The organism is Streptomyces griseorubiginosus (assembly GCF_017614965.1).
Classification (GTDB): Bacteria; Actinomycetota; Actinomycetes; order Streptomycetales; family Streptomycetaceae; genus Streptomyces; species Streptomyces griseorubiginosus_B.
Genome location: NZ_WVUG01000058.1, coordinates 12,814 through 36,335 on the forward strand (window position 1 = coordinate 12,814; position 23,522 = coordinate 36,335).

The window sequence follows — 23,522 nt, forward strand, 5'->3', positions numbered from 1 at the left end:
CCCGTGCGATCAGGCAGGTCAACTTTACCGTACGCGGGACGGTGTTCCCGCCGGGCCGGGGGGCGTGGCTTGGGGCGTCAGCTCGCGGTGCCGGACGTGACCGTCCGCGGCTCGGCCTCGGCCGGGACGGAGGCCGCCCGTGCCGTGGGGCCGGGGCGCCCCGCGCGTGCCGTCGGCACCAGCAGGGCGGCCAGGGCCGCCGCCAGGCACAGCACCGCCAGCAGGGCGAAGCCGTGGGTGTAGCCGGAGGCGTACGGCAGGCCCGAGGGCTGGAGGTGCCCGGTGACCAGGACGCTGGTCACGGCCGCGCCGATGGAGCCGCCGATGGTGCGGATGTTGGCGTTCATGCCGGTCGCCGCGCCGGTCTGGGAGGCCGGGACGCTGCCGACGATCAGGTTGGCCATGGAGGCGAAGGCGAGACCGATGCCGAGGCCGAACACGCCCGAGACCAGGGCGACCTGCCACTGCTCGTCATGCCAGGCGGCGAGCAGTCCGAGGGCGACGGCGCCGAGCGTGGCACCGGCCGTCAGGAGGGACTTGGCGCCGACGACGGGCTCCAGCCGGCCGCTGAGGATGCCGGAGAGGAACATGGCCACCAGCATCGGCAGCATCAGCAGTCCGGACGTCGTGACGCTGGCGCCGAAGCCGTATCCCGCGGAGCTCGGCGTCTGCACGAAGCCGGGCAGGAAGGACCACAGCGCGTACATGCCGGCGCCGAACAGCAGGGCCGCGGCGTTGGTGGTCCACACGGCGGGCAGCCGCATCACGCGCAGGTCGATCAGCGGGGTGCGGGAGCGGGCCTCGGACAGCAGCCAGGCGGTGAACAGCACGACCGCCGCGGCGAACAGGCCGACGACCCTGATCGAGCCCCAGCCCCAGACGCTCGCCTGGCTCAGCGGCAGCAGCAGCGCCACGAGCCAGGCCGACAGCAGTCCGGCGCCCAGCCAACTGACGTTGCCCTGAGCCCGGTTGGGGGACTCGGGGACATAGCGCAGGGCGATCAGCGCGGTGATCGCGACGACGCCGACGGGGATCCAGAACAGCCAGCGGTAGTCGAGGGCGGACACGATCGGACCGGCCGCGACGATGCCGACGCCGCCGCCCGCGGCGATGACGGCGGACAGGTTGCTGATGCTGCCGCTGACCCGGGAGGTCTCGAACTCGTCGCGGATGATGCCGAAGGACAGCGGGAAGAGGGCGCCGCCGACGCCCTGCACGACCCGGGCGACGATCAGCACGCCGATGGTCGGGGCGAGCGCGGCGAGCAGACAGCCGGCCAGGACGACGAACAGCACGGCGACGAGGGTGCGCTTCTTGCCGATCAGGTCGCCGACGCGGCCGAGGATCGGGGTGAAGACGGAGGCGGACAGCAGGTAGGCCGTCATCACCCAGGTCGCGGTGGACTGCGAGGTGTGCAGCGCGTGCTGGACGGTCGGCAGGGCCGGCGCGATCAGCGACTGCAGCATGGCGAACACACCGGCGCCGGTCGCGAGGACCGCGAAGGTGAGACGGGTGGACTTGCGGGGCATGGACGAGCCTCTCCGAACGAACGGGTGCGGCCGGAGTTCTCTGGCCACGGTCGTACGGGCCCGGGGCGCCGACGGGGCGGCTACGGGCACGCCGACGGCCGCGGTGAGCGGTCGCGGAAAGGTGGTGGGCGGATGCGCGGGCCGCGCGGATCCACGGCGGGCGCACCCGCACTGCTAAAGTGGAGGTACGCCTCCACTCTAGCGGAGGCACACCTCCGCTTCAAGTAGCGGAGGCGACCCTCCGTATCAGTCACGTTCAGGAGGCATCCGTGACGTTCCCCGTCGGCGAGATCGTGGCGTCGCGGCGGCCGCACCGGAAGGACGCCGCACGCAACTACGACGCCCTGCTGGACGCGGCCCGCGAGGCGTTCGCGGCCCATGGGGCGGACGCGTCCCTGGAGGACATCGCCCGCCGCGCGGGCGTCGGCATCGGCACGCTGTACCGCAACTTCCCCACCCGCCGGGACCTCTTCGAGAGCGTGTACGCGGACGAGGTCAACGAGCTGTGCCGGGTCGCCGGTGAGGTCGCCGGCCTCGAGCCCTGGGAGGCACTGACGACGTGGCTGCGGCGGTTCACCGACTACATGGTGACCAAGCGGGCGGTGCGTGAGGCGCTCAACGACGAGTCGGAGATCTTCCAGGCCTGCCGGGAGTCGATGTACGCGGCCGGCGGACCGCTGTTCGAACGGGCCCAGGAGGCGGGTGAGGCCCGCAGGGACATGGACTTCATCGACCTGCTGCGGATGGTCGCCGGCATCACGGCGACGGCCTTCGACGACGACGCCCAGCGCGACCGTGTGCTCGCCATCGCCCTGGACGGGGTCCGCGCCACCGCCCGCTGATCAGACCCCGTGCGGCCGGTGCTCGCGCGACGGGCCGAGCGCCGGACGCGGGTGAGGCTGTCGGCGGGGACGGCCGTGGAAGGTCCCGTCACGTCCTACAGGACGTAGTAGTCCAGCGAGTAGGCTGAGGCGCCGGGCGACCAAGGACGGTGAGGTGCGGTGCGCGACCGGGAGGGCGAGGCGTCCGGCAGGCGGGCCCGCGGTGAGCTGGAGAGCGGGGTGCTGGCAGCGCTGTGGGCGGCCGACAGCGCGCTGACCGCCCGGCAGGTCCTGGACCGGCTGCCCGGCGACCTCGCCTACACCACCGTGCTGACGATCCTCTCGCGCCTCTACGACAAGGGGATGCTGGTCCGCCACCGCGCGGGACGGGGCTACGCGTACGCGCCCGTGCGCGACGAGGCGTCCCACACCGCCGAGCAGATGCACGCGCTGCTGGAACACGGCTCCGACCGCGAGGCGGTGCTCAGCCGCTTCGTCTCCGAACTCTCCCGCGAGGATGAGGAGTTGCTCCACCGACTGCTCGCCCGGAGCGACGCCGGACGCGACGACGCGAACGGCTCGACGACCGAGGGACCCTGAGCCGGTGCGGATCAGCCTCTACGTCCCCTTTCCGCGAGGTCGCCGGGAAGGGGCCGTCGGACACCGGCCCGGCTGTGCCGCGAGACCGGCGACCCCGGCCCCCACGAGCACGTTCGCGCGGACGCCGACGACCGTCACCGATCGGTCGTCGACGGTGGCACACGTCGGCGTGCTATCTTCCCCTCCACCGATCAGCAGGAATCCTGATGATTGGTTCCCTCAAGTATGCCCTCGAAGGGAGCCGGCATGTCCCTGTTGGCCCGGCCCGCGGTGGCCGCCGTCGCCGCCAGAACCATGCAGCGCCTGACCCGGCTGGCCGACCGGCAATCCGGCGGACGCGGGTCCGCCGCCGCGTCCCACGCCAGGTTCCCCGAATACCCGCGCACCGTCAGCGAGTTGACCGTCCCCACGTCGATGGGTCCGGCCCGTGCCACGGTCTACCGGCCGGCCGTCGAAGGGACACCGCCCGTCCACGTCAACTTCCACGGCGGCGGGTACGTCGTCGCCCTGACGGAGATCGACGACCCGCTGTGCCGCTTCCTCACCGCCGAGGCGGGCGTGGTCGTCGTCAACGTCGACTACGCCGTCGCCCCGCAGCATCCCTTCCCCGCGCCGCCCCGGCAGGCGTACGAGATCGTGCGGTGGGTCGCCGAACACGGCGCGGAGCACGGCTGGGACGGTGCCCGGCTCACCGTCGGCGGACAGAGCGCCGGAGGCGGCCTCGCGGCGGCCGTGGCACGGCAGGCGCTGGAGGAGGGCGGCCCGTCCATCGGCCTCCAGGTCCTGCACTATCCGCCGCTGGACCTGGCGACGAACGCCCGCGACAAGCACAGCGCCGCCGCCAAACCGGTGCTGCGGCCCTGGATGGCCGACGTCTTCGACACGTCGTACGTCCCGGACCCGGCGTCGCGCACCGACCGGCTGGTGTCGCCCGCGCACCCCTCGGACACGGCCGACCTGAAGGGGATCGCGCCGGCGGTGGTCATCACCGCCGAGCTGGATCTGCTCAGGGCGGAGGGCGCGCGGTACGCCGACCGCCTGCGGGCGGCGGGAGCGTTGGTGGAGTACCGCGACGTACCGGGCGTCGATCACGGGTACGACGGCTCGGACGACCAACGGGCCCGCGAGAGCTATGCCCTGATCGCCCGTCACATACGGGAGGCGGGGGCGGACGCCCAGGACCTGGTGATCGAGCCGTGACGGGTCAGGCCGCCGCCTCCGCGATGACGGCGGCGACCCGCTCGGGCTGCTGGACCACGACCATGTGCCCGGCATCGGGCACGGTGACCATCCGCACGTGCGGGCAGACCTCCAGCTCTCTCCGCTCCTCGTCGGTCAGGCCGATCTCGTCGCGGTCGCCGCGTACGACCCACGCCGGGACCGCGGCCTCGCACAGCCGTGGGACCAGTGCCGGATGGCGGCCCAGGTACTCGTAGTAGCGCCGTACGATCCGGCGGCAGACGGCGGGATCGTTGGCGGCCACGTCCGCGAGCAGTTCCTCGGCCCGGTGCGGGGGCAGTTCCCGTTTCATCGCCTTGGGCATCAGTTTGAGCATGCCGGTCCAGGAGGCCGGCCCGAGCAGCGGCACGCGGCCCAGCGCGTTCAGCACCGTGAGGAACGTCGCCTCGTCCGCCCGCGAGAAGGTCGGCGACAGCAGGACCAGCGGCCCCTTGAACCGTCCGGCCGCGGCCATCTCGATGGCCACGTTCGCTCCGAGACTGTGACCGACGACGACGTCACAGTCGTTGTCGGCCGCGAACCGGGCCATCAGCTCCGCGTAGTACTCCATGCTGACGTCCCCGGGCGCCCGCGTCCCGGCGAATCCCGGCATGGTCACGGCGACCAAGCCCAGCCCGGCGAGCGCGGGTTGGGCCATCACATCGGCGTAGAACCCGGTCGAGCACAGCCCGCCGGGGATCATCAGCACCCGGTGCACCGCGTCGACGGGGCCGGCCCGCCGTACGTCCCATCGCTCCGTCATACCCCGAGCGTGACTCCCCCGACGCCCTCCCGCATCCCGTGTGCCCCATGGGCCGGCGTCGCGCCTGTGCCTCTGCGGTGGTCAGTGGGTGGCGAGCAGCGGGTGGTCGGTGGTTGCCGGGGTGGGGGGTTTCGGTGTGCGCAGGGACGCGACGCCGATGAAGACCATGGACGAGACTCCGGCGAGGGCGAAGGCGGTGAAGCCCCAGTCGGCGTGGCCGGCGGCGAGGAGCCGGCCGCCGAGCCACGGGCCGAAGACCGCGCCGAAGCGGCCCATGCCGGAGGTCCAGCCGACGGCCGTGGCGCGGTTGTCCGGGGCCGAGCGGATCGAGACCGTCGCGTAGATCATCGTCTGGGCGCTGTTGAGGAAGACGCCGGTGAGGAAGACGACCAGGGTGGTGACGCCCGTCGACATGTGCACGCTGAGGAGGTAGACGCCGGCGGCGGTCAGCGCGAACCAGATCGCCGAGATGCGCGGGGCGCCGAACCGGTCCGCCGCGCGGCCGGCGACCAGCATGCCCACGATGCCGCCGAGGTTGAAGACGACGACGAAGGTCAGGGCGTTGGTCAGCTCGTAGCCCTCGGTCCGCATCAGGGTGGGCAGCCAGGTGGCGACGCCGTACACCAGGAGCAGTCCGCCGAAGGAGGCCGGCCAGTACAGCAGGGTCTGGATCCACTCGCCACCGCGGAAGAGGTTCCGCAGCGCGTCCCAGCGGTCGGCGGCGGAAGTGCGGCCGGCCACGGCGGGCAGTTCCACCTCGTAGCGGGCGGCCAGTTCCCCGGCTTCCTCGGTGCGCCCCTTGGCGAGCAGGAAGCTCAGCGACTCCGGCAGCCACTTCACCAGCACCGGAGCGAACAGCAGCGGAGCCACGCAGACCGAGAACGCCGCCCGCCAGCCGACCGGTTCCACCAGCCACTTCGCCACATAGGCGGAGAGGATGCCGCCCGCGTGGTGGGCGGTCATCAGCAGACCGATGACGAGAGCGCCGCGGCCGCGCGGGGCGTAGTCGGAGACCATGCTGATCGCGGTGGGCAGCAGGCCGCCGAGGCCGACGCCGGCCAGGGTGCGGCCGAGTCCGAAGACCGCGACGCTGCCGGACACCGCGCAGATCCCGGATGCCAGCGAGAACAGCGTCACGCAGGCGGTCATCAGCTTCTTGCGGCCGATCCGGTCCGCGACCGTGCCCGCGGTGAGCGCGCCGAGAAGCATGCCGAAGGTGGCGTAGCTGCCCAGGTCACCGGCCTGGTCGGCGGTGAGCCCGAAGGTCTTCGTCTCCAGCAGGTGCGGCAGCACCGAGCCGTAGATGAACATGTCGAGCCCGTCGAAGAGCACGGCCAGCCAGCACAGGCCGACGACCAGCAGGGCGAGCCTGCCGACGCGAGCGGACGGGGAGGGGGACGGGGAGGGGGAGGAAGACATCGTTGGTTGCCTCTCATACCGGGTGCGCCAGACGCTAGAGAGCCACTGCCGACGAGTCAACAGTTTTGTCAACAATCTCATCGACAGTTCGGTCGACGGTGTTCTCGGAGTGGCTCCGCGCCCCGCGGGGGCGGCTCAGCCGGCCGGCGGTGTGCCGTGCGTGTGGAACGACTCGATGGTGCGCAGACCCCAGGCCTGCCCCTTCTTCCGCTCCTCCTCGGTCCAGGTGATCAGCGGCCAGTCGGGCGCGAGCACGAGACGGGTGAGCGGGTTGCACAGCTCGATCCGGTTGCCGCCGGGTTCGTAGACGTAGAGGAAGAACGTCTGCTGGATGGCGTGCTTGTGCGGCCCGGTCTCGATGAACACGCCCGTGTCGATGGCGAGATCGGCGGCGCGCAGGATGTCCTCGCGGGTGTCGGTCGCGAAGGCGATGTGGTGCAGCCGGCCGGTGGAGCCGGTCCAGTCCTCGGTGTAGACGACGTCGTACGACTTGTTGTTGAAGGTGAGCCAACGGGCCGCGATCCGGCCCGAGTCGAGTTGGATCTGCTCGGTGGGGCGGGCACCCAGGAGGTGTTCCTGGAACTCGGCGTTCGACAGCACGTCGGCGGCGAGGAAGTTGACGTGGTCCAGGCGGCGCACTCCCACACCCCGGTTGGGCTTGGCCTGCGGCTGGTTCTTCAGCGCCGGTTTCAGCTCGTCGGGGGCCCGGTAGTGCTCGCTCTCCCAGTACAGCGCGTGCTCGTGTCCGTCCGGGTCGGTGGTCACGTACAGCTTCCCGAGTCCGGGTTCGTCCTCGGCCCAGGTGCCGCCGCCGCCCGCCGCCTCGATCGCCTCGACACGGCGGTGCAGGGCCTCCTCGCTGGAGGAGCGCAGGGCGAGACGGCCGAGGCCGGGCTGTTCGCGAGCGGTGAGCACGAGGCTGTGGTGCTCGTAGTCGTCGAAGGTCCGCAGGTAAACGGTGTCGCCGTCCTGGCCGTTGACGGTGAGGCCGAGGTAGTCGGTGAAGAAGGCGACGCTGGCGTCCAGGTCGGGGGTGAAGAGCTGGGCGTGGCCGATGTGGGCGATGTCGCCGAGCGGCGGAGTCATCGCTGACCTCCTGGGGGGTGCGGGGGGATCGGTGCCGTCCCGGCGGAGCGGGGGAAGACGGTGCCGTCGAAGATCTTGCGCGCGGTGCGGACCACGGCGGTGCGGCGGGCGCGGGGCGGCCCGTCGGTGGTCGTGTCGATGCTGCTCTCTATGTCGAGGAATCCCGTGGGGTGTTCGATGCGGAGGCGGTCGCCGCCCGTGTCGGCGACGGCCACTTCCGCGCCCACGCCGCCCTCGATCCGCAGCCCGGCGGCCACGCTCGCGGCGCCGAGCACGCCGATGGAGGTGTGGCAGCGGACCGGGATGAAGGTCCGGGTGGTCACCGCGCCGCCGTCCCGGGGCGGGGCGAGCAGCGTCAGCTTGGGCACGGTGGTGTCGGAGACGTCGCCGAGGCCCATCAGCCGGCCTGCTTCCAGGCGGATCTCCCGCAGCCGGTCGGCGAGGACGACGTCCTCCTCCAGGGCCTTGGGCGTCTCGTAGCCGGTGACCTTGAGGGAGGAGGCCGCGACGAGCACCGTCGGCATGCCGTTGTCCACGCAGGTGACGGGCACTCCGGCGACCTCGTCGCGGACGTTGCCCGTGGGCAGCAACGGCCCTGCCCCGGCCGGGAACTCGATGACGACCGGTGCGGCCGTCCCCGGCACGCCGGAGATCTCCGCGCCCCCCGTGTAGTCGACGCGTCCGCCCGGGGTCGGGAAGGTCACCGTCGCGCGGTCGCCGGAGTTGACCATGCGGATCCGCACGGAGGTCTCCCGCTCCCCCGCCGGTACCAGCCCGCGCTCGACGGCGAAGGGGCCGATGCCGGCGAGTATGTTGCCGCAGTTCTGACGGGCGCTCACCTCGGGCCTGTCGACGGCGACTTGGAGGAAGAGGTAGTCGACGTCCGCCTCCGGGTCGGCGGAGGGCGAAACGACGGCGACCTTGCTGGTGAGCGGGTGCGCGCCGCCCAGGCCGTCAATCTGCCGCTCGTCCGGACTGCCCATGATCCGCAGCAACAGGGCGTCCCGCTCGGCGGGTTCGGCGGGCAGGTCGCCCGCGAGGAAGTAGGCGCCCTTGGAGGTGCCGCCGCGCATCAGCAGACAGGGCACCCCGTCACTCACGGCCGCTCCCCCTCGTACTCCTCGAACGTGCGGTACTCGACGCCCAGTTGGCTGAGCTTCTCGCGCAGGCCGTAGCGGTCCAGGCCGAGTTGGCCGTCGAGGAAGGCGGCGCGCGAGGCGGCCTCCTTGGCCTCGCGGGCCTTCGACCTCCCGACGGTCTCGCGGGCGCGTTCACGGGGGACGACGACCACACCGTCGTCGTCGGCGAGGATCACATCGCCCGGGCGCACGACCTGTCCGTCGATGGCGACGGGGACGTTGACCGAGCCGCCGGTGGCCTTGACGGTGCCCTGCGCGGAGACGGCCCGGGCCCAGGCGGGGAAGCCCATCTCGCGCAGCTCCTGGGTGTCCCGGATGCCGGCGTTGATGACCAGCCCGCGCACCCCGCGCCGGTGCAGGGCGGTGGCGAACAGCTCGCCGAACATGCCGTCCGTGGACGGCGAGGTGGTGGTGACGACGAGGAGGTCGCCCTCGCCGCACTGCTCCACCGCCGCGTGGATCATGAGGTTGTCGCCGGGCCAGCTCAGCACGGTGACGGCGGTGCCGGCCACCCGTACGCCCTGCTGGACGGGACGGATGTCCGGGCCCAGCAGGCCGGTGCGGCCCATCGCCTCGCTGACGGTGGCCACCCCGAACCCGGCCAGCGCCTCGACGTCCTTCGCGTCCGCCTTCGGCGGGTTGGTGACGATCACGCCGCTCACGCCAGCTCCTTCGCGATCTGCGGGAACGGCCGCATGAACGCCTCGGCCATGGTGGTGTGCGCCAGGCCCAGGTTCGGGCCCGCGTTGCGCTTGAGCTGGACGCCCCGGCGCACGGCGAGGTCGGTGTAGTAGTCCCACAGGTGCTGCTGGGCGGCCAGGCACTCCATCGCCCGGCGCTTGGTGTCCCACACCTCGGTGATGTCGAGCAGGACCTCCGGCCGGAAACCGCTCATCTCGGGCTGGTGCGGCTCGAAGTAGAAGACCGGCGGGGCGCCGATGATGTCGCCGTCGCCCGGGTAACCGATGGCCTGCGCCAGGATGCGGGCCTCGAGGGCCATGCGGTTGGCGGCCGGGTGATCACCGTTGTAGGGGTCCTCGGCCGGGTGGGTGAGCACGACGTCCGGCTGGACCTCGCGGTAGACGGCGACGAGCCGGTCGGTCAGCCCGGCCGAGGCGATCAGCGGGTAGTCGCCGGCGTCGAAGAAGCGGACCTCGGCACCGAGCACGGCGGCCGCCTTCTCCGCCTCCTGGCGGCGGATCGCCTTGATCTCCTCCAGCTTCCTGCCCTCGCGCCACGCCTTGGCCGACTCACCGCGCTCACCGAAGGTCAGACAGGCGATGGTGACCTGCTCACCGCGGGCGGCGGCCAGAGCGATGGCGCCGCCCGCCCGCCACACGAAGTCCCCGGCATGCGCGGTGACGACGAGGGTGGAACGTGGACGGGCGGGCGGGTTGGCCTGGGTCATTGCTCGAACTCCCGTTTTCCGGTGTGCGCCCGCCGTCGCACGTTCAGTCGCGCAGCGCCTCGATCACACTGGTGAGGTGCGCGCGGACGGCCGCCTCGGCCGCCTGCGGGTCCCTGGCCCTGATCGCCTCGATCATCGCCAGATGCTCCTTCAGGGAGTGCTGCGGACGGCCCGGCCGCAGCGCCAACTGGAAACGGTGACGCACCAGTTGGGCATTGAGCCGCTCCAGCAGGTCGACGGCGGTGCGCTGGCCGGAGAACTCGCGCACCTTGGCGTGCAGTTCCTGGTTGAGCTCGGAGTAGGTCACCGGCTCACCGTCGGCCACGGCCTTGGTCATCGCCGTGCCCAGCTCGGTCAGCTCGGCGAGCTGCTCGTCACTGGCCACGGCGGCGGCCTTGGCCGCGCACAGTCCTTCCAGGACCATGCGGCACTCGGTGATGGCGACCGCCTCCTCGACGGTCACCACCCGCACCCGCGAGCCGCGGTTACGGATCCGCTCGACGAGGCCCTGTGCCTCGAGATCGATGAGTGCGGCGCGGATGCTGGCCCGTGTCACACCGAACTGCTCGGCGAGCTCGTTCTCCACCAGTCGCTGTGCCGGTGCCATCTCGCCGTGCAGGATCGCCTGCCGCAGCCGCGCGAGCGCATGCCGTTTGGCCTGCTCCCCGGTGCTCGGACGGGCTTCGTTCGGCATCGCTGCCCTCCCTGAGTGAGTGCGTGTCGAACCTAAATCTAGCCAGACGAGATTGTCAACAATTTTGTGCGCCATATTGCGGATACAGTTAGTTGCTTGACTTAAGTAACAAGAATGTGCTTGCCTAAGTCAAGTAAGCCAGTGAGACCGGTGAAACCCCCTCTCCCACCCACCCCACAGAAGGCGAGCCTTCCCATGTCCACCATGAAGTCCGTCAGGACCGGCGCCCAGAACCACATCGACCTGGTCGACGTCGAACGTCCCGTGCCGGGCCCCAAGGACGTGCTGGTCAGGATCCGTGCCTGCGGGATCTGCGGCACCGACACCTTCTTCCTGCACATCGGTGGCATGCCGGTCGGGGCCGACGGCTCGATGCGGTCGATCCCGCTCGGGCACGAACCGGCCGGTGAGATCGTCGAGGTCGGCGGCGAGGTGACCGACCTCAAGGTCGGCGACCGGGTGGTGGTCAACCCGCAGGGGGTGCCCTCGGGGATCATCGGCTGCGGTGGCGAGCACGGGGCGATGAGCGAGTACCTGCTGCTGGAGGACGCCGAGATCGGCAGGACGGTCGCCGTCTTCCCGGACACCGTGCCCTTCGACGTGGCCGCGCTGAACGAGCCGATGGCCGTCGCCCGGCACTGCGTCAACCGCTCCGGGGCGCGGCCCGCCGACAAGGTCGTCGTCTTCGGCGCCGGGCCCATCGGCCTGGGCGCGACCATCTGGCTGAAACTGCGCGGCGTCCAGCACGTGGTCGTCGCCGACGTCATCCCCGAACGGCTGGAGACCGCGCTGGCCGTCGGCGCCGACGCCGTCATCAACTCCGCCACCGAAGACGTCACCGCCCGCCTGACCGAACTGCACGGCGAGGCCGTCAACGCCCTGGGCCAGCCGCGGGCCGGCACCGACATCTACATCGACGCCGCCGGAGTCGCCGCCGTCTTCGACGCCACCGTCGACGCCGCCAAATGGGGAGCGAAGCTCGTCATGGTCGCCGTGCAGAAGAAGGGGGCGGACATCGATCTCGGCGGCATGCTGCGCAGCGAGCTGACGCTCATCGCATCCCAGGGGTATCCGACGGAGATCTTCGAGGTGACGCCGGAGATCGTCGAGCATCACGAGCGGTTCGCGAAACTGGTCAGTCACCGGGTGCCGTTCACGGAGGTGGAGCGGGCGTTCGCGCTCGCCATGACGCCGGGCGCGGCGGAGAAGGTCGTCGTCACGTTCGACGCGTGACACCGACCGGCGCGCCTCGAACGAGGAACCCCGACTGCCGCACCCACGGCCGCCGTTCGCCCATCGGGACGGCGGCCGTCAGGATCGTCCGTCCGGGGGAAGTCCTGGACGAGGCTCCGCTTGACGGCCGGCGTGGGGACACGGAGTCCGGGTGGACCGGTCGCCGGCGTCCCGGGGTCAGCCGAACCAGACGACCAGCCGCACCTGCTCGTCGCCGTACTCGGCCGCGAGGCCCCGCATGGCGCTCCACACCTGGGACCAGCACCCCTCGTTCGGCGGCGCGAGCATCCGGGCCGTGAGCAGGACCGGCCGGTACACCGCGTCGTCCACCCGCACCTGGCCGCCGGGCGGCCACTCCGCGGGGGCGAGCAACAGGTCTCCCCCGCCGAAGGTCCTGGCCGCCGCCTCGCGCAGGCCGGGAGTCACCCGCACCACCTCGTCGCCCTCCGGGCCGCGTCTGAGCGCCCGGTTCCAGGCGGGCCGGGCGGCGAGCGGCGCGTCCCAGTCCACGGCGCGGACCTCGGCCCAGGTGGCGTAGGTGTGGCTGTACTGGTAGTCGCCGACCGCCGCCTCCCGCACCTCCTCCGAGAGGTCGTCCGGGATCCCGCGCTCGGCGAAGAGCGGGCGCTCCACGTCGCCCGTTCCGCGCACGCCGAACAGGCACTCCCAGGCGTCGTAGTCCCGCGGAGGCCTGAGGTCCAGCAGATCGGCCTCGATCTGCCAGCGTCCGTCTGCCGATCTGCTCTCGATGGCGCCGTCGATGTCCGTCCCCACGGGGGAGGACCTTACAGTGAACCGGGTCACTTGATGACGGCATTGGCGAGCACGACGACGAAGCCCAGCAAGGCGTCCCCCACGCCGGTGAGGGCCGACACCGGCCAGGAGCGGCGCGACCAGCGGGCGGTGACCAGGCCGAGGGTGAACAGCAGCACGATGTTCAGTACGAACGCCGCGTACTCCACGCCCTTCGGCGGCCACCAGCCCCAGCCGGCGCCCGCGAGCAGCAGCACCGTCGGCAGGACGGCCGTGACCAGCGGCCATTCGTCGGCGAGGGTGCGCACGGCGTCCCAGCGGCGGTGCGGTTCGCGTTCGGCGATGTAGTGGGCGTAGCCGTGCGCGAGGGCGGAGGCCAGCGCGGTCACCAGCAGCCACAGGGCGTCGTAGCGGCGGCTGGCGCGGGAGGTGTGGCCGTACTGGGAGAGGGCCGCGACCATGGAGCAGGCCAGGACCGAGCCGTAGACACCGCCGAACAGGACGGTCTCGCGGGTGTCGTGCCGGTGCGGCCCGGAGGCGGCCGCCGTGCTCTGCGCCATGCCCTCCACGATCACCCGGTGGCGTGGGGCTCGCCAGTCGCGACGATGTGTCCCCTCACCTGGGCGGATACCGCACACACTGTCCACGGCCCGACGCCCCCGGGGCTCGCTAGGGTCGCCGCATGACCCACAGTTTCGTCGTGAACGTCCCGGACGCCGAGCTCGAGCCCGAGCCCCTCGCCCCGGAGCAGATCGTGTCCGGGACGCCGGAGGTGACCGGGAAGGTCGTCTGGGAGTCGGCGGACGGCCGGCAGCTCCGCGGGATCTGGCAGATCACCCCGGGTGTGGTCACCGACACCGAGGCGGACGAGCTGTTCGTGGTGGTCAGCGGCTCGGCGACCATCGAGGTCGAGGACGGGCCGACGCTGACGGTGGGGCCCGGGGACATGGCCGTCCTGCGCGCGGGCGACCGGACGAGGTGGACCGTGCACGAGACGTTGCGCAAGGCGTACGCCATCACTCTGTGAGCATCCGTACGCCCTTGACCAGAGCGTCCACGACGTGGTGCGGTGGCGTGTCGGGGAGCTCCGGGTCCCAGCCGCCGGAGCGCACCGTCCGGGCGGAGAGCGGGAGTTCGACCTGGACGCCGCCCCGGCGGGTCAGGTTCACCGGATTGCGGGCATGCAGCCCGCGCAGCGAGCGCGGGATCTCGTCGAGGTCGGTGACCGGGTCGAACTCCGGTCGCAGGGCGCTCAGCCCGGAGGCGAGCAGCCGCGCCGCGGGCCGGTTGCCGCCGCCGAGGAAGACCGAGCGCGGTGTCGCCGGTCGCATGTGGCCGTGCAGGGAGACCGTGACCGAGACGTGGTCCAGGAAGGTTTTCAGCAGCGCGCAGTGCTCCACCGCCATGCGCGGGGAGGGGATGTGCACCGGCCGGCGCGCACCGGGCTGGGTGAAGACCAGGCTGGTGGCGCCGCAGCGGCCCGCGACCGACCGCGCGAGCTCGGCCGTACCGCCCTCGTTGCTGCCGTGCAGGGCGAGCAGTCCGATCTCGCCGCCCACTGTCAGGGTGGCGAGCAGCCGGACTCCCTCGATCTCCACCTCTTCGGTCACTGCGGTCACGCGCGGCCTCAACTCGTCGCCTGCGGGGGCATGTTGTACGGGGTGACGACCTGGATCGCGGACGGCAGGGTGGGTCCGGCGGGCGGCAGGGCGTCATGGGCGCGCATGACGATGTGGCAGGCCTCGCGCATGTCCTGGCGCAGGTCGTGGTGGAGGACGGCGGAGAGGCGGTGCTCGCGCAGCAGGCGGGTGTTGTCGTGGTCGAGGTCGTGCGCGACGAAGACGGCGCACTCCCGGCCCAGGTCCTCGAAGGCGCGCAGGGTGGCGATGTTGCCGCCGCCGATGGAGTAGACGGCCCGGATGTCCGGGTCGCGTTCCAGCGCGGCCCGTACGAGGTCGTACTGGGTGGCGTCCAGCCCCTGGCCCTCGGCGATCTCGACCAGCGCGCGCTCGGGGTGACGGGCGCGCATGACGCCCCGGAAGCCCATCTCGCGCTCCTCCTCGTTGCGGAAGAAGCCGCTGCTGAGGCTGGTGAGGACGTTGCCGGGCCGGTCGCCGAGCCACTGGCCCATCAGGTACGCGGCGGTCGCGCCGGCCGCCCGGTTGTCGATGCCGACATAGCCGAGACGGGCGGTCGCGGGCAGGTCGGTGACGAGCGTGACGACGGGGATGCCGGCCTCGGCGAGGCGGGCGACGGCGGCGGTGATCTCGGGGACGTCCGGTGCCTTGAGGATCACGCCCTGCGAGCCGCGCCGGGCGATCCGGTCCAGGATCCGCGTCAGCTCCACCACCGGGCCGGTCTCGCGGAAGTGGAAGCGGGAGCGCACGACCGCGGGGTGCAGCGAGGGCAGTTCGGCCTCCAGGGCGGCGCGCACGGCGGTGGAGAACCGCTCGGGGGTCTGCATCACTATGTCGATCATGAAGGTGCGGCCGAGCAGCCTGACCTGGGTGCGCTGGCGGTCCAGGTCGGCGATGGCCTGCCGGACCTCCCGCACGGTGGACTCGCGCACCCCGCCCCGGGCGTTGAGGACCCGGTCCACCGTCGCCTCGCTCAGGCCCGCCTGACGTGCGATCTCCCGGATCGGGAAGGGATGGCCCATGCGGTGACTCCTCGGGTCTCCTTGAGGGGTTTTTGATGGCCGCCTGCTGGTTGTTCGACGGGTTTGTGCTGACAAGAATGGCAGCGCTGAGTCGCCCCTGTCACCGAGAGGACGCAGATGTCCTTCACCGCCGTACACCGCCGTGCCTGGCTGTCCGAGCAGGACTGCGACCTCGAATCCTTCCGCGCGCTGATCGAGCGGACGGCCGATCCCGCCGACTATCCGCACGCCTGCGGGGTGGAGCGGAACGTCCTGCTGTACGACGCCGGGCGCCTCGGTGCGGCCCGGGACCGCCGGGACATCCAGGAGGAGCTGGTCAGGGCGCTCAGCGACGGCCCCGGCGTCGTGGTGTTCCGTGGGGCGTTCCCGGACGGGGCGGTGGTCGACCGGCTCACCGAGGTGTTCGACGCGCTGATCCGCGAGCAGTACGCGGCGGGCGCGACGGCCGGCGACCACTTCGCCAAGCCCGGTGCGAACGAGCGGGTGTGGAACGCGCTGGAGAAGGCGGCCCTCTACGACCCGGCTGCCTTCGCCGACTACTACGCCAACCCCGTGCTCGCCCTGGTCTCGGAGGCCTGGCTGGGCCCCGGCTATCAGGTGACCTCGCAGGTCAACGTGGTCAACCCGGGCGGTCTCGCGCAGACCGCGCACCGCGACTACCACCTCGGCTTCCTCTCCGACGAGGCCGCCGCGGCGTATCCGGCGCATGTGCACCGCCTCTCCCCCGTGCTCACCCTGCAGGGCGCGGTCGCGCACCGCGACATGCCGGTCGAGTCGGGGCCGACGCTGTACCTGCCCTTCTCGCAGACGTACGAGCCGGGCTACCTGGCCTGGCGGCGGCCGGAGTTCCAGGCGTACTTCAAGGAGCACCACGTCCAGCTCCCGCTCGCCAAGGGCGACGCCGCCTTCTTCAACCCGGCGCTGTTCCACGCCGCCGGCACCAACCGCACCACGGACGTACGGCGCATGGCCAACCTGCTCCAGGTGTCCTCGGCCTTCGGGCGCGCGATGGAGACCGTGGACCGGGAGGCGGTGGCGAACGCCGTCTACCCGGTGCTGCTGCGGCGCAAGGCGGACGGCGCCGACACGGCCTGGCTGGAGAACGTGATCGCCGCCGGCGCCGAGGGCTACCCCTTCCCCACCAACCTCGACAGCGACCCGCCGGTGGACGGCCTCGCCCCGCCCTCGCAGGCGGACGTCGTACGCCAGGCGCTGAGCCTGGGCTGGACCCCGCGGACGCTGCGGGACGCGCTCCGGGCCGGCGCCGAGCGGCGCACGAGCTGAAAGGACACCGGACACCCATGGGACTTCTCGACGACAAGGTCGTCCTCGTCAACGGCGGCAGCCAGGGCGTGGGCGCCGCCATCGCGCGGGCCGCCGTGCGCGAGGGGGCCGTGGTGGCCGTGACCGGCCGGCGGCCGGAGCCGGGCGAGGCGCTGGTCGCCGAACTGGCGGGGGCCGGCGGCAAGGCGATGTTCGTGCGCGCCGACCTCGCGGACGCCGGGCAGGCCAAGGCCGCCGTCCAGGACGTGGTCGCCGCGTACGGGCGGATCGACTGCCTGGTCAACTCCGCGGGACTCACCTCCCGAGGCACCCTCCTCGACACCACGCCGGAGCTGTTCGACCAGCACATCGCGATCAACCTCAAGGCACCGTTCTTCGCCATGCAGGCCGCCGTCGCGGACATGGTCGCCCGCAAGGCGCCCGGCACGGTCGTCAACATCATCACCTCCTCGGCACACGGCGGGCAGCCCTTCCTCGCCCCGTACGTCGCCGCCAAGGCCGGTCTGGTCGGCCTGACCCGCAACGCCGCCCACGCCCACCGCTTCGACCGGGTCCGCATCAACGGCCTGAACATCGGCTGGACGGCGACCGAGGGCGAGGACGCCACGCAGAAGGCCTTCCACGGCGCCGGCGACGACTGGCGCGAGCAGGCCGCGGCCAGGCTGCCGATGGGCAAGCTGGGCCAGCCCGACGAGATCGCCGACTTCGTGGTCTTCCTGCTGTCGGACCGCTCGGGCGTGGTGACCGGATCGGTGATCGACTGGGACCAGAACGTCCTCGGCGGCCTCGACTGACAGCCTCCCCCTCCGTCGGCCGCAACCGCTCACCGGTCTCTCCTCCGCCCACGACAACCGCTCACCGACCTCCCCTCCGCTCGCAAGAACCGTTCAAGGAGCTGCAACCGTCATGCGTATCGGCATTCTCGGCCTCGGCCGTATCGGCGCCTTCCACGCCGAGACCCTCTCCGGGCTCGACGTGGTCGAGTCGCTCGTCCTCACCGACCCGTTCGCGGACGCCGCCAAGTCCGCCGCGGAGCGGTTCGGCGGCGAGGTCGTGGACTCGCCGGAGGCCCTGCTGGCCGCCGGTGTCGACGGCATCGTGGTCGCCGCCGCGACGGACGCCCACCCCGGGCTGATCCTGGCGGGCGTCGAGGCCGGCATCCCCGTCTTCTGCGAGAAGCCGGTGGCCAGGACGATGGCCGAGGGCGTGCGGGTGCTCAAGGCGGTCGAGGGCACGGACGTGCCGATCCAGATCGGCTACAACCGCCGCTTCGACGCCGGTTTCGTCGCCGCCCGCGCGGCCGTGCGTGGCGGTGAGCTGGGCACCCTGCACACCGTGCGCTCGACCACCCTGGACCCGGCGCCGCCGCCGGCCGCCTACATCGCCGCCTCCGGCGGCATCTTCCGCGACTGCAGCGTGCACGACTTCGACATCATCCGCTGGGTGACCGGCCGCGAGGTGGTCGAGGTGTACGCCGTCGGCGGCAACCGGGGCGCCGAGTACATCAAGGAGGCGGGCGACGCCGACACCACCGGCGCGATCCTCACCCTCGACGACGGCACCATCTGCGTGGTGTCCAACTCCCGCCACAACGCCCGGGGTTACGACGTCCGCATGGAGATCCACGGCTTCAAGGACTCCATCGCGGTGGGCCTGGAGGACAAGCTCCCGCTGCGCTCGGTCGAGCCCGGCGTGACCTTCCCTGCCGGCACTCCGCACGACTTCTTCATGGACCGCTTCACGGAGGCCTACCGCGCCGAACTCACCGCGTTCACGGAGGTCGTGGCCGGGAGGATCCCCTCGCCGTGCACGATCGCGGACGCCCTGGAGGCCGGCTGGATCGCCGACGCCTGCACGCTGTCCCTGCACGAGCACCGCCCGGTGACGATCGCCGAGGTCCGCGCCCGCTGACGGGCGCCGGCACGGCTTCACTGTTCCGGGTGCCGACCGGCGTCAGGCGCCCGGAACACCCTCGCGTCTCTCCCCGTATGAGCAAGGGATGGATCACGTCCCGCCTACCGAGGAGCGACGACCATGAACCCCGGCCAGCAGCCGATGTCCCCGCCGTACGAAGGCACCGCCCGGCACCGCAGCGCGGTGGTCGTCGGCGCCGGACCGAGCGGCCTCGCGATCGCCCGGGAACTGGAGCGCGCCGGGCACCGCGTGACCGTGCTGGAGGAGCAGGACACCGTGGCCGGGAAGTGCCACAGCGTCGACGTCGACGGGCACGCCTACGACCTCGGCGGCCACATCTGCACCCCCATGTACGAGCGGACCGCCAAGCTGGTGGCCGAGCTGGGCGTCGAGACCGAGCGCACCAGCCGCTACCGCGTCCTCGACGCCGAGGGCAGCGAGGCCGCCCGGCAGGCCATGGCGTTCCTGCGCGACGACGCCCTCCCGCGCTACCGGGCCCTGCGCGCACGGGAGTTCCCGCACATCGCCGAACCCGGGCTCGCCCACTCCGCCCGGGCCCTGGCCGCCCCGGTCGGCGCATGGCTGGCCGAGCACGGACTGCGGTCCATGGCCGAGTCGTTCGGCACCGGGTACACGGCCGCCGGGTACGGCTATCTCGACGACGACGTGCCGGCGTTGTACTTCGTCAAGTACGCCGAGATGACCGGGCTGTTGTCCAGTAGGCCCCAACTCCTGGGCCATGCGGGCGCGTTCACCGTCGTGGGCGGGTTCGGCGCACTGTGGCGGCGGGTCGCCGACGAGCTGAAGGACGTGCGGTGCGGGGTGCGCGTGGTGGCGGTCGAGCGGCACGCCGAGGGGGTACGGGTGCACACCGACTCCGGGCCGGTGTCGGCGGACGCGCTGGTGCTGGCCGTCCCGCTGGACCGGATCCTGCCGGTCCTGGACGCCACCGAGGAGGAGCGCGACCTCGCCGGACGCGTCCGCTCCAACGCCTACCACACCACCCTCGCCTCCGCCCCGGGCCTGCCCGAGGACGCCTTCTACTTCCTCGGCCGGCACACCGCGAGCCGCGAGGCGATGGGCCACTGCGTCTCGTACCACCACCGCTACCCGGGCAGCGACGTGCGGACGTTCTACTCCTACGGCCGTCCCGAGAAGGTATCCGCGCTGCTGCGCGAGGACGTCGCCGCCCTCGGCGGGCGGCTGGAGCAGGTGCATCTGCGGCGCGCGTGGGCGTTCATGCCGCACTTCGGCAGCGCCGACCTCGCCGACGGCGCTCTGGACCGGCTGGAGGCGCTGCAGGGCCGGGCGAACACGTACCACGTGGGCGGTCTGCCCGCCTTCGAGCTGATCGAGTCCACGGTGGCCCACGCCCAGGACCTCGCCCGCCGGCACTTCCCACCGGCACACTGAACCCGCAGCAACGGATCAAGGAGGCACACCCGTCATGAGCGAAGCGGTCGCGGAACCCCTGCGCATCGGCGTCCTGGGCGCCGCGCGGATCACCGAGCGCGCCCTGATCGACCCGGCCCGCGCCGCCGGGCACCGCCTCGTCGCGGTGGCCGCCCGCGACCGGTCCCGCGCCGAGGCCTTCGCCGCCGACCACGGCGTGGAGCGGGTCGTGGACTCCTACGCCGACCTGCTCGCCGACCCCGAGGTCGAGGTCGTCTACAACCCGCTCGCCAACGGCATGCACGGCCCGTGGAACCTCGCCGCCCTCGCGGCCGGCAAGCACGTCCTGAGCGAGAAGCCGTCGGCGAGCAACGCCGAGGAGGCCACCGAGGTGCGGGAGGCGGCCGCGAAGGCCGGGACGGTGTTCATGGAGGCCTTCCACTACCTCTTCCACCCCGTCACCCGGCGCCTGCACGAGATCGTGGAGAGCGGCGAGATCGGCGAGCTGCGCCGGGTGGAGACGCTGGTCGCGATCCCCGCTCCCCCGGACACCGACCCCCGCTGGTCCCTCGCCCTCGCGGGCGGCGCCGTGATGGACCTGGGCTGCTACAGCCTGCACGCCGTGCGGATGCTGGCCCCCTGGGCGGGCGGCGCCCCGCGCCTGGTCTCCGCGCGGGGCGGCGAACGGGCGGGGGCGCCGGGCGTCGACGAGTGGCTGGACGCCGAGCTGGAGTTCCCGGGAGGGGCGACCGGCTCGGCCCGTTGTCACATGGCGTACGACGAGCTGGAGATGAGCTGCCGGATCGTCGGCACCGAGGGCGAGGTGAGCGCCCCGAACTTCGTGCTGCCGCAGCTGGACGACCGGGTGGTGGTCCGGTCGGCGCGGGGCGAGCGGACCGAGCGGCTGGGCACCCGGTCCTCGTACACGTACCAGCTGGAGGCGTTCGCGGCGCGGGTGCGCGGCGGTGCCCCGCTGCCGCTGGGTCCGCAGGACGCGGCGGCGACGATGACGCTGATCGACGCCTGCTACCGGGCGGCGGGGTTCGAGCCGCGGCCGCGCACCGTGATCGGCGGCTGAGATGGGGGCCGTCATCACGCCCGCCCGGATCACCGACATCCGGCAGGTGCTGGCGGATCACGCCCGCTACTGGGGCGGGCGTGACCTGCGGGCGCTCCATCTGCTGCCGCTGGTGCACGAGTTCGGGGAGACCTGTCTCGTGGCCCGCTCGGACGAGGGCGTCCTCGGCTATCTGATCGGTTTCGTCACGCCCGGCGGCACGGGGTACGTGCATCTGGTCGCGACGCGGGACGACGCCCGGGGCGCGGGGCTGGGACGCGCGTTGTACGAGGCGTTCGCCGAGGCCGCGGGGCGGCAGGGCGCGGTACGGCTGAAGGCGATCACGTCGGTGGGCAACGAGGGCTCGATCGCCTTCCACCGCAGCCTGGGTTTCGGCGTGCGCGTCGAGGAGGAGTACAACGGGCCCGGTCAGCCGCGGGTGGTGTTCACCCGCGCGCTCGGCTGACCCGGTACAGCGGCGGCCGTTCCACCAGTTCCACGGGTACCCGGCCGCCGTCCTCCAGGGACCGTACGCCCGCCTCGCACACGGCCGCGACGGCGTAGCCGTCCCACACGCCGGGCCCGGTGACCTCGCCGCGGCGGGTGGCGTCGACCCAGGCCTGGACCTCGCGGTCGTAGGCGTCGGCGAAGCGTTCGACGAAGTCCTGGGCGATGGTGCCTCCCCAGCGGCCGGCCATGTTGGTGACCAGGGCGTGGCCGTCGCCGACGCGGGCCGTGCCGCGTTCACAGACCATCTCGGCCTGGACCTGGTAGCCGAAGCCGCAGTTGACGAAGATCTCGACGTCGACGACGACGCCGCCGTCGGTCTCGAACACCACGAACTGCGGGTCCTGCACCGCGTCCGGGGCGTTCGCGGAGGGGGTGGGTCGCAGCACCGTGACCGAGGTGATCTCCTGGTCCAGGAGCCAGCGGGTCACGTCCATCTCGTGCACCACGGAGTCGTTGATCAGCATCTCGCTGGTCCAGCCGGGCGGGCTGGCGACGTTGCGGTGCCGGTTGTGCAGCAGCAACGGCCGGCCCAACTGCCCTGTCTGCAGTAGGGCCTTGAGCCGCTGGTACTCGGCGTCGTAGCGCCGCATGAAGCCGACCTGGACCCGGCGGTGGCCGAGGCGCTGCTCGGCCTCCATGACGCGCAGGGCGGAGGCCGTGTCCGGGGTGAGGGGCTTCTCGCACAGCACCGGCAGATCGCGCTCCAGCGCCGCCAGCAGGGCCGCCTCGTGGGCGGGCCCCGGGGAGGCGATGAGCACGGCGTCGACGTCGGCCGCCGCCATCGCCGCGGCCGGGTCGGTGTGGGCTGTGCAGCCGTCGACGCGGGCGGCGACGGCCTTGGCGCGTTCCGCGTCGACGTCCACGACCGCACTCACCCGGGCCCCGCTGGTGACCTCCTGGATACGGCGGACATGGTCGGCGCCCATCTTCCCGGTGCCGATGACGGCGACGCGCAGCGTTTCGTGCCGGGCCATGGTCGTCCCCTCCGGGTGGTCAGGCGCCGCAGGACCTCAGGAACTTGCGGGTGCGCACCGCGATGGGCAGCGGCTTGTCCGGCTCGCACGGGTACATGTCCTGCTCGACGATGGCGAACAGCTCCACGCCGAGCTTCTGCGCCGCCTCCAGCACCGGCCCCAACTCCGGTACGCCGGAGGGCGGTTCGCACATCACACCGCGCGCCACGGCGGGCCCGAACGGAGTGCCCTCGGCCTGTACCCCGGCCAGGATCTCCGGGTCGACCTGCTTGAGGTGCAGATAGCCGATCCGCTCGCCGTAGGTCTCGATCAGCTTGACGCTGTCCCCGCCGCAGTAGGCGTAGTGCCCGGTGTCCAGGCACAGGTTGACCAGCTCGGAGTCGGTCGAGTCGAGGAAGCGCTCGACGTGGTCCTCGGTGTCGACGTGGGTGTCGGCGTGCGGGTGCACGACGATGTCGAGACCGTAGGCCTCCTTCACCTCGTACCCGAGCCGCTCCATGCCCTTGGTCAGGTACGCCCACTGCTCGCCGGTCAGCTCCGGCGGTTCGAGGATCTCGGCGGTCTTGTCGTCCCGCCAGAAGGACGGGATGACGACCAGGTGCCGGGCACCCATCGCCTGGGTGAGCGCGGCGACCTGGCTGACGTGCTCCCAGGTGGCGTCCCAGACGGAGGGGCCGCGGTGCAGGCCGGTGAAGACGGTGCCGGCCGACACCTTCAGGTCCCGCTTGGCGATCTCCTCGGTGAGCCGGGCCGGGTCGGTCGGCAGATAGCCGTACGGCCCCAGCTCGATCCACGGGTAGCCGGCCTCGGCGACCTCGTCCAGGAAGCGTTCCCAGGGCACCTGCTGCGGGTCGTCCGGGAACCAGACGCCCCAGGAGTCGGGCGCCGAGCCGACGCGGATGCGGTCCAGGGCGCCGGCCATGTCAGGCCTTCCCTTCCGGACCCGCCGCGACGGGTGCGGTGAGGTCCCCCTCTTCGGGGAGTTCCTCGACGTCGACGCCGCGGACCTGGCTGAGTTCGTGTTTGAGGGCGGCGAGTTCGGCGCCGCCGGCCATGTGGTTGGTGAGTT

The 23,522-nt window shown here is 72.2% G+C and carries 25 protein-coding genes and 1 pseudogene; 11 read left to right on the top strand and 15 right to left on the bottom strand.

Features of this window, described 5'->3' with window-relative positions:
* Positions 1-77: 77 nt before the first annotated feature.
* Positions 78-1,529 (bottom strand): MFS transporter, encoded by a 1,452-nt coding sequence (locus GRC12_RS14120; protein WP_208779587.1) that lies wholly within the window; start codon positions 1,527-1,529, stop codon positions 78-80.
* A 269-nt stretch (positions 1,530-1,798) separates the two neighbouring features.
* Between GRC12_RS14120 and GRC12_RS14125 the strand changes: the two genes are divergently transcribed.
* The 3 genes from GRC12_RS14125 (at position 1,799) to GRC12_RS14135 (ending at position 4,150) form a co-directional block, all read left to right on the top strand.
* Positions 1,799-2,371 (top strand): TetR/AcrR family transcriptional regulator, encoded by a 573-nt coding sequence (locus GRC12_RS14125; protein ID WP_208779588.1) that lies wholly within the window; start codon positions 1,799-1,801, stop codon positions 2,369-2,371.
* Positions 2,372-2,530: 159 nt separating this feature from the next.
* Positions 2,531-2,950, top strand: a complete 420-nt coding sequence (locus GRC12_RS14130; RefSeq protein ID WP_208779589.1) for a BlaI/MecI/CopY family transcriptional regulator — start codon at positions 2,531-2,533, stop codon at positions 2,948-2,950.
* 246 nt (positions 2,951-3,196) lie between these two features.
* Complete coding sequence (locus GRC12_RS14135; RefSeq protein WP_208779590.1) at positions 3,197-4,150, top strand: alpha/beta hydrolase fold domain-containing protein; 954 nt, start codon at positions 3,197-3,199, stop codon at positions 4,148-4,150.
* Between the two features lie 4 nt (positions 4,151-4,154).
* Here GRC12_RS14135 and GRC12_RS14140 read toward each other — a convergent pair whose 3' ends face one another.
* The 7 genes from GRC12_RS14140 to GRC12_RS14170 all read right to left on the bottom strand — a co-directional run bounded on the left by GRC12_RS14140 (position 4,155) and on the right by GRC12_RS14170 (position 10,677).
* On the bottom strand, positions 4,155-4,931 hold the full coding sequence (locus tag GRC12_RS14140; protein WP_208779591.1) for an alpha/beta fold hydrolase: 777 nt from the start codon (positions 4,929-4,931) through the stop codon (positions 4,155-4,157).
* 81 nt (positions 4,932-5,012) lie between these two features.
* A complete protein-coding gene (locus tag GRC12_RS14145) occupies positions 5,013-6,350 on the bottom strand; it encodes an MFS transporter (protein WP_208779592.1) in 1,338 nt (445 codons plus the stop codon).
* A 135-nt stretch (positions 6,351-6,485) separates the two neighbouring features.
* Positions 6,486-7,436, bottom strand: a complete 951-nt coding sequence (locus GRC12_RS14150) for a catechol 2,3-dioxygenase (RefSeq protein ID WP_208779593.1) — start codon at positions 7,434-7,436, stop codon at positions 6,486-6,488.
* Positions 7,433-8,536, bottom strand: coding sequence for a 4-oxalomesaconate tautomerase (locus tag GRC12_RS14155; protein ID WP_439959886.1), 1,104 nt, complete (start codon positions 8,534-8,536; stop codon positions 7,433-7,435). The genes GRC12_RS14150 and GRC12_RS14155 overlap by 4 nt, the downstream gene beginning before the upstream one ends.
* Positions 8,533-9,237 carry a 4-carboxy-4-hydroxy-2-oxoadipate aldolase/oxaloacetate decarboxylase gene (locus GRC12_RS14160; RefSeq protein ID WP_208779594.1) on the bottom strand — a complete coding sequence of 235 codons (705 nt, stop codon included), beginning with the start codon at positions 9,235-9,237 and terminating at the stop codon, positions 8,533-8,535. The genes GRC12_RS14155 and GRC12_RS14160 overlap by 4 nt, the downstream gene beginning before the upstream one ends.
* A complete protein-coding gene (locus tag GRC12_RS14165; protein WP_208779595.1) occupies positions 9,234-9,983 on the bottom strand; it encodes a PIG-L deacetylase family protein in 750 nt (249 codons plus the stop codon). Before GRC12_RS14165 ends, GRC12_RS14160 begins: the two co-directional genes overlap by 4 nt.
* 43 nt (positions 9,984-10,026) lie before the next feature.
* Complete coding sequence (locus GRC12_RS14170) at positions 10,027-10,677, bottom strand: GntR family transcriptional regulator (protein ID WP_208779596.1); 651 nt, start codon at positions 10,675-10,677, stop codon at positions 10,027-10,029.
* A gap of 195 nt (positions 10,678-10,872) precedes the next feature.
* On the opposite strand from GRC12_RS14170, the gene GRC12_RS14175 reads away from it, so the two are divergent.
* Positions 10,873-11,910: a zinc-dependent alcohol dehydrogenase gene (locus tag GRC12_RS14175; RefSeq protein WP_208779597.1), complete on the top strand. Its 1,038-nt coding sequence runs from the start codon at positions 10,873-10,875 to the stop codon at positions 11,908-11,910.
* A gap of 177 nt (positions 11,911-12,087) precedes the next feature.
* Here the strand turns inward: GRC12_RS14175 and GRC12_RS14180 are convergent, their stop codons facing one another.
* Complete coding sequence (locus GRC12_RS14180) at positions 12,088-12,684, bottom strand: hypothetical protein (protein ID WP_208779598.1); 597 nt, start codon at positions 12,682-12,684, stop codon at positions 12,088-12,090.
* 26 nt (positions 12,685-12,710) lie between these two features.
* Complete coding sequence (locus GRC12_RS14185) at positions 12,711-13,223, bottom strand: hypothetical protein (RefSeq protein WP_208779599.1); 513 nt, start codon at positions 13,221-13,223, stop codon at positions 12,711-12,713.
* Positions 13,224-13,345: 122 nt separating this feature from the next.
* On the opposite strand from GRC12_RS14185, the gene GRC12_RS14190 reads away from it, so the two are divergent.
* Complete coding sequence (locus GRC12_RS14190) at positions 13,346-13,690, top strand: cupin domain-containing protein (protein WP_208779600.1); 345 nt, start codon at positions 13,346-13,348, stop codon at positions 13,688-13,690.
* Here GRC12_RS14190 and GRC12_RS14195 read toward each other — a convergent pair.
* Positions 13,680-14,282 (bottom strand): poly-gamma-glutamate hydrolase family protein, encoded by a 603-nt coding sequence (locus GRC12_RS14195; protein ID WP_208779601.1) that lies wholly within the window; start codon positions 14,280-14,282, stop codon positions 13,680-13,682. The two genes, GRC12_RS14190 and GRC12_RS14195, sit on opposite strands and share 11 nt — an antisense overlap.
* An 8-nt stretch (positions 14,283-14,290) precedes the next feature.
* Positions 14,291-15,322 (bottom strand): LacI family DNA-binding transcriptional regulator, encoded by a 1,032-nt coding sequence (locus tag GRC12_RS14200; RefSeq protein ID WP_208779602.1) that lies wholly within the window; start codon positions 15,320-15,322, stop codon positions 14,291-14,293.
* Between the two features lie 117 nt (positions 15,323-15,439).
* Between GRC12_RS14200 and GRC12_RS14205 the strand changes: the two genes are divergently transcribed.
* From GRC12_RS14205 to GRC12_RS14230, 6 genes are all read left to right on the top strand, one after another.
* On the top strand, positions 15,440-16,606 hold the full coding sequence (locus tag GRC12_RS14205; RefSeq protein ID WP_208779603.1) for a phytanoyl-CoA dioxygenase family protein: 1,167 nt from the start codon (positions 15,440-15,442) through the stop codon (positions 16,604-16,606).
* Positions 16,607-16,623: 17 nt separating this feature from the next.
* Positions 16,624-17,400: an SDR family oxidoreductase gene (locus tag GRC12_RS14210; protein ID WP_208779604.1), complete on the top strand. Its 777-nt coding sequence runs from the start codon at positions 16,624-16,626 to the stop codon at positions 17,398-17,400.
* Between the two features lie 112 nt (positions 17,401-17,512).
* Positions 17,513-18,517 carry a Gfo/Idh/MocA family protein gene (locus GRC12_RS14215; protein ID WP_208779605.1) on the top strand — a complete coding sequence of 335 codons (1,005 nt, stop codon included), beginning with the start codon at positions 17,513-17,515 and terminating at the stop codon, positions 18,515-18,517.
* A gap of 123 nt (positions 18,518-18,640) precedes the next feature.
* Positions 18,641-19,933 (top strand): protoporphyrinogen/coproporphyrinogen oxidase, encoded by a 1,293-nt coding sequence (locus GRC12_RS14220; RefSeq protein ID WP_244372802.1) that lies wholly within the window; start codon positions 18,641-18,643, stop codon positions 19,931-19,933.
* Positions 19,934-19,967: 34 nt separating this feature from the next.
* Positions 19,968-20,990, top strand: coding sequence for a Gfo/Idh/MocA family protein (locus GRC12_RS14225; protein ID WP_208779606.1), 1,023 nt, complete (start codon positions 19,968-19,970; stop codon positions 20,988-20,990).
* Position 20,991: 1 nt separating this feature from the next.
* Positions 20,992-21,435 carry a GNAT family N-acetyltransferase gene (locus tag GRC12_RS14230; protein ID WP_208779607.1) on the top strand — a complete coding sequence of 148 codons (444 nt, stop codon included), beginning with the start codon at positions 20,992-20,994 and terminating at the stop codon, positions 21,433-21,435.
* Here GRC12_RS14230 and GRC12_RS14235 read toward each other — a convergent pair.
* From GRC12_RS14235 to GRC12_RS45560, 3 genes and pseudogenes are all read right to left on the bottom strand, one after another.
* Entirely contained in the window at positions 21,416-22,453 is a 1,038-nt protein-coding gene (locus GRC12_RS14235; RefSeq protein WP_208779608.1) for a Gfo/Idh/MocA family protein, read from the bottom strand. The genes GRC12_RS14230 and GRC12_RS14235 overlap by 20 nt on opposite strands.
* Positions 22,454-22,472: 19 nt before the next feature.
* A complete protein-coding gene (locus tag GRC12_RS14240) occupies positions 22,473-23,375 on the bottom strand; it encodes a sugar phosphate isomerase/epimerase family protein (protein ID WP_208779609.1) in 903 nt (300 codons plus the stop codon).
* Between the two features lies 1 nt (position 23,376).
* Positions 23,377-23,522 (bottom strand): annotated as a pseudogene (locus GRC12_RS45560) (sugar ABC transporter ATP-binding protein); the annotation flags it as partial.